The organism is Microbacterium sp. (assembly GCF_047605725.1).
GTDB lineage: Bacteria > Actinomycetota > Actinomycetes > Actinomycetales > Microbacteriaceae > Microbacterium.
The window spans coordinates 1-4,697 of the sequence record NZ_JASGFE010000084.1 but is presented as its reverse complement, the minus strand read 5'-3'; the positions used below and the strand labels follow the sequence as shown (position 1 = coordinate 4,697).

The following is a 4,697-nucleotide window of genomic DNA, read 5'->3' as shown; positions in this document are numbered from 1 at the left end:
ACCCAAGGGAAGACATAGCTCATCACAACGTCATAACGCTTCAGCACACCGCCCCGGCCGCGCCCGTTCACCGGGGGTCGGCGGGAATGTACGAGCTGTCCTCCGGAGCGGCAGGAACGCCCGGTGCGACGTACCGCCACGTACCCTCCGACGAGGGCGACGACCTGCCGTTGACCCTGACCGTCGAGGAGCTTGCGCCCTGACGCACCGCGCATGACGAAGGGCCCGGACCGTGAGGCCCGGGCCCTTCGCGCGCGTGCGGATCAGTACCAGTTCGTCGACTGCGAGTGGCCCCACGCCGAGCACGGCGAGCCGTACACGTTCGCGATGTAGTCGAGCCCCCACGCGATCTGGGTCGCCGCGTTGGTCTGCCAGTCGTCGCCGAACGTGGCCATCTTGCTGCCGGGGAGCGCCTGAGGGATGCCGGTGGCCCCACTGCTGTCGTTATAGGCCAGGTAGTTCCAGCCCGACTCCTTGTTCCACAGCGAGTCCAGGCACTGGAACTCGCCGTCGCCCCAGCCGTACTGCGAGGCGGCCAGGTCGCGGGCATAGGCACGCGCGCCGTCGGGGGTGTTGACCTGGGCGAGCATCTGGGCGCGGGCTGCCGCGGCGGCGGCCTCTGCGGCGGCGCGCGCCTCGGCCTCGGCGATCGCCTGCGCCTGGGCTGCGGCGGTCGCCTGTGCCTGGGTGCCGATCTGATCGAGGTCGCCGACGATGCCGCGCACCGACGTGGTGAGCTCGACGCCCACGGCCTGCTCCTGCACGCGGTCGGTCTCGCGCTCCAGCGCGTCGGCGAGCATGTCGACCTGCTCGGCGGGCTTGTCGGCGAACCCCGACAGCGCGTCGATCGCGGCGGACAGCTCGGTGCCCGAGACCTTGCCCTGCGTCGCGGCGACCGTCAGCCGGGCCTCGCGCAGGGCCGCGGCGGCCCGCTCGTCGATGTGCGCCCGCATCGCGCCCTTTCCGAGCGTCGCGTCGATCGACACCTCGCGCGCCGCGAAGGCGGCGGGGGTGACCTCGCTGGCCGAGACACTGCTCGTGCCGACCGCCGCGGCGGAAGGGGGAGCCGCGGCGGCGGCGACGCCGGCGAGCAGGGGGACCGTAAGCGCGAGCGCGAGGGCGGGACGGGCAAGGACAGAGCGGGAGAAGGTCACAGAACTCCGATGGTGGGCGCTTCCCCGCACCGAGTGCTGCACGTGCGGGGGTACACGGGCAGGCATCCGCGCATCTGGGAGAACGCGGATGTCTCGGCACAGGCTGTGCTCCGGCCCCACAGCGGCGGAGACCGGACGCCCTCGATCCCGCACGCAGGCGGCACCGTGAGCGAGGACGGGAGCAGTTCGGGTATCTCCGGGTCGACCTCGCCGATGGGCTGGGCCCACGCTAACGGCCGACTCTGGACGGTTCATCCGAAAGCCCTGACCGTCCGGTGGGCGGTCGCTATGCGCGATCGGCCCGTTGCTACGGCACGATCACGTCGCAGTAGCGGCTCGCCGTCGCCGCCAGCCGCCTGTCGAGTGTGACCAGCGGCACGCCGAGCGACTCGGCCAGTGCGACGTACCCGGCGTCGTAGCCGGAGATGTCGTGCCGCATCGCCCAGGCCCGCGGGAGCAGCCGGGAGAGCGGGTGCCGCTCGATGTCGAGCTCGCGGAAGGAGTCGAGGATCTCCCGCGCGCCGTGCGCGGGCAGCTCGCCCCGCAGCACGTTCCTGCGCAGCACCGACAGGACCTCGAGATCGAGGCCGGCGTGAGAGTGACAGACCTCCCACTCCTGCCATGGCGCATCCCCGACGAATACGTCGATCACGACGGAGGCATCGAGCACGACTCCGGTCATCGCAGACCCTCGCCGGAGAGCGACTCGCCGCGGGACGGACCCGAGTCACGGAGCCGGTCGAAGAGCTGCGCGTCACGGTGGTCGCGCTCCTCGTGCACGGCGTCGAGGATCTGCTCTCGGCTCAACCGGAGCCCGCGTGCGCGGAACGCGGCGACGATCTCCGCGTTGCTGCGGTACCGGACGAGCTGGGCGAGCTCGCGATTGAGGTAGTCCGACAGCGACAGATGTTCGGCCGCGGCCCGCTCCTTGAGTCGGGCATGGATGTCGTCGGGGACGTTTCGAACCTGGATCATGCGACTCATACTCCCAGTGTCACATGCGGCCCGCATGCGTGGAATCCGGAGATTGGGGATAACTCGCGCGATTCGTCGACCGTGGAGTTAGCCGAACGAACTCGACGATCGGCGTCAATCCTGGTTGACACCGACCGAAACGTCAATTATGGTTGACGCGGATGCCGTGACCGGCGGCATCCGGAACGGAGATCGCATGGGCGACCATGCCGTCGGCACGCTCGTGGGGGCGGCGGGAGAGGGCGAGCCGATCGCCGAGCTGCACCGACTCGCCGGCGTGCGGCGCGAGCTGTCGCGCGCCGAGGAGGTGCAGGTGCGCCGGGCGCGCAACCTCGGCTACTCGTGGCAGGCGATCGCCGCAGCGCTGGGCGTGACCCGGCAGGCCGCGCACAAGAAGTACGGTCGACAGTGACCCCCGCGCACGAACGAGGTGCCGCCATGCCCGCCCGACCCGCCCGACGACCGCGCCGCCCGCGCGCCGACGACGGCCCGCGCGCGAGCCTGCGGCAGCTGCTCCCCTACCTCGCCGAGCACAAGCGCGTGCTCGGCATCGTGGCGGTGCTGAGCATCGTCGGGGCGGCCGCGACGCTCGCCCAGCCCCTCGTCGTCGGCCGCGTCATCGAGCGCGTGCAGGGCGGCGACGCCCTGGGCGGCCTGGTCTGGGTGCTCGTCGCGCTCGTGGTCGCATCCTCGCTCGTCAGCGGATGCCAGCACTACCTGCTCCAGCGCACCGGCACCGCGGTCGTGTTCTCCAGCCGCCGCCGGCTCATCGCACGACTGCTGCACCTGCCCATGCCGGAGTACGACGCCCGCCGCACCGGCGACCTCGTCTCGCGTGTGGGGACGGACACGACCCTGCTCTACGCGGTGCTCACCCAGGGGCTCGCCGACTCGGTCGGCAACGTCCTGATCTTCGTCGGGGCCGTCGTCGCCATGCTCGTGATCGACCCGCTGCTTCTCGTGCTGATCCTCGTCGTGATCGGCGCGTCGGTCGCGGTGGTGGGCGTGCTCAGCGGACGGATCCGACGCGCGACCGCGGTGCAGCAGCAGAAGGTCGGCGCCCTCGCCGCAGGCACGGAGCGGGCGATCGGGTCGATCCGCACGATCCGCGCCGCCGGGGCTGCCGAGCGCGAGCAGGAGGCGGTCACGGCGGAGGCGCGAGAGGCGTTCGAGGCGGGGGTACGGGTGGCCAAGGCGTCGGCGCTCGTCGTGCCGGTGGCCGGCATCGCGCTGCAGCTGTCGCTGCTGGTCGTGCTGGGCGTGGGCGGGTTCCGCGTGGCATCCGGCGCCATCTCGATCGCGAGCCTCGTGACGTTCGTGATGTTCCTCTTCTTCCTCGTGCAGCCGCTCGCGTCGTTCTTCGGCGCGATCACCTCGGTGAACCAGGCGCTGGGCGCGCTGGGACGCATTCAGGAGGTGCTGGACCTTCCCACCGAGACGCAGGCGGATGCCGACATCGCCGCAGCCCTCGCCTGCCCACCGCCCACCGGCACCTGCGCGATCGAGTTCCGCGACGTGCACTTCGCCTACCCCGACCCGGTCGTCGCCGCGCGCCGCCGTTCCGAGACCGAGGCGGTCGCCCTCCTTGCCGATGCACGGGTCGACACCACCGCGATCGAGCTCCCCGAGCACGACGGCGAGGTGCTGCGCGGCGTCTCGTTCCGGGTGCCGCGCGGTGCGCGCGTCGCGCTCGTGGGCCCCTCCGGCGCCGGCAAGTCCACCGCGCTCGCCCTCGTCGAGCGCTTCTACGACCCGACCTCGGGCGCGGTGCTGGTCGACGGCGTCGACGCCCGGGCGCTCCACCGGCGCGACCTGCGTGCGCGCCTGGGATACGTCGAGCAGGATGCCCCGACCCTGGCCGGCTCGATCGCCGACAACCTGCGACTGGCCTCGCCCGAGGCATCCGACGCGGACTGCGAACGCGTGCTGCGCGCGGTGAACCTCGGCGAGGTGCTCGAACGCAGCCCGCTGGGGCTCCAGGCCCAGGTCGGCGAGGCCGGCGTCATGCTCTCCGGCGGCGAGCGCCAGCGCCTCGCGATCGCGCGGGCGCTGCTGGCCGCTCCCCCGATCCTGCTGCTCGACGAGTCGACCTCGTCGCTGGACGGGCTCAACGAGCAGCGCATGCGCGAGGCGATCGATGCGGTCGCCGCAGGGCGCACGCTCGTGGTCATCGCGCACCGGCTGTCCACCGTGGTCGACAGCGACCTCATCGTCGTGCTCGACCGCGGTCGCGTGGTGGGCCAGGGCACGCACGCCGAGCTCGTGGCATCCGTCCCGCTCTACCGCGAGCTCGCGCGGCACCAGCTCCTGGCCTGACTGTCCGTCGCCCGCCTCGGGCCCCGTCCCCGCCCCCTGCCCCGGTCCGGTCCGCCCGTCCGCCCCGGCCCCGTCCGCCCGCGCTCCGTCCGCCCGCCCGGCCCGGCCCGCCCCATCCGCCCGCGAGACTCCATCCGTGCACCGAGAATGCACGCTGGGCATGCAGTCTCGGTGCACCAGTGAAGTCTCGCGGGATTGGGTAGGGGGCGGGGCAGGGGCGCGGCGGGGGGCGCGGGCGCCGGCGGGGGCGCG

General features: G+C 72.6%; 6 protein-coding genes. 3 read left to right on the top strand and 3 right to left on the bottom strand.

The genetic code is table 11. The features are described 5' to 3' along the window. On the top strand, positions 1-203 hold a 203-nt coding region (locus QM641_RS12590), incomplete at its 5' end, for a hypothetical protein (protein ID WP_415117006.1). A gap of 60 nt (positions 204-263) precedes the next feature. Here QM641_RS12590 and QM641_RS12585 read toward each other — a convergent pair. The 3 genes from QM641_RS12585 to QM641_RS12575 form a co-directional block, all read right to left on the bottom strand. Then, the gene (locus QM641_RS12585) at positions 264-1,154 is read right to left on the bottom strand and encodes a phospholipase (RefSeq protein WP_415117005.1); all 891 of its coding nucleotides are present in this window, start codon (positions 1,152-1,154) and stop codon (positions 264-266) included. A 307-nt stretch (positions 1,155-1,461) separates the two neighbouring features. Continuing rightward, on the bottom strand, positions 1,462-1,836 hold the full coding sequence (locus tag QM641_RS12580; protein ID WP_415117003.1) for a type II toxin-antitoxin system VapC family toxin: 375 nt from the start codon (positions 1,834-1,836) through the stop codon (positions 1,462-1,464). Continuing rightward, a complete protein-coding gene (locus QM641_RS12575; protein ID WP_415117001.1) occupies positions 1,833-2,129 on the bottom strand; it encodes a FitA-like ribbon-helix-helix domain-containing protein in 297 nt (98 codons plus the stop codon). Before QM641_RS12575 ends, QM641_RS12580 begins: the two co-directional genes overlap by 4 nt. Before the next feature lie 148 nt (positions 2,130-2,277). Between QM641_RS12575 and QM641_RS12570 the strand changes: the two genes are divergently transcribed. Together QM641_RS12570 and QM641_RS12565 are read left to right on the top strand one after the other, a co-directional pair. Continuing rightward, complete coding sequence (locus tag QM641_RS12570) at positions 2,278-2,541, top strand: AsnC family protein (RefSeq protein ID WP_415116999.1); 264 nt, start codon at positions 2,278-2,280, stop codon at positions 2,539-2,541. Positions 2,542-2,567: 26 nt separating this feature from the next. Next, entirely contained in the window at positions 2,568-4,445 is a 1,878-nt protein-coding gene (locus QM641_RS12565) for an ABC transporter ATP-binding protein (RefSeq protein WP_415116997.1), read from the top strand. Positions 4,446-4,697: the final 252 nt, after the last annotated feature.

Bases quoted from the DNA above. Each gene is read 5' to 3' on its own strand.
- QM641_RS12580 (WP_415117003.1), bottom strand. From the start codon at position 1,836: ATGACCGGAGTCGTGCTCGATGCCTCCGTCGTGATCGACGTATTCGTC.
- QM641_RS12575 (WP_415117001.1), bottom strand. From the start codon at position 2,129: ATGATCCAGGTTCGAAACGTCCCCGACGACATCCATGCCCGACTCAAG.
- QM641_RS12570 (WP_415116999.1), top strand. From the start codon at position 2,278: ATGGTTGACGCGGATGCCGTGACCGGCGGCATCCGGAACGGAGATCGC.
- QM641_RS12565 (WP_415116997.1), top strand. From the start codon at position 2,568: ATGCCCGCCCGACCCGCCCGACGACCGCGCCGCCCGCGCGCCGACGAC.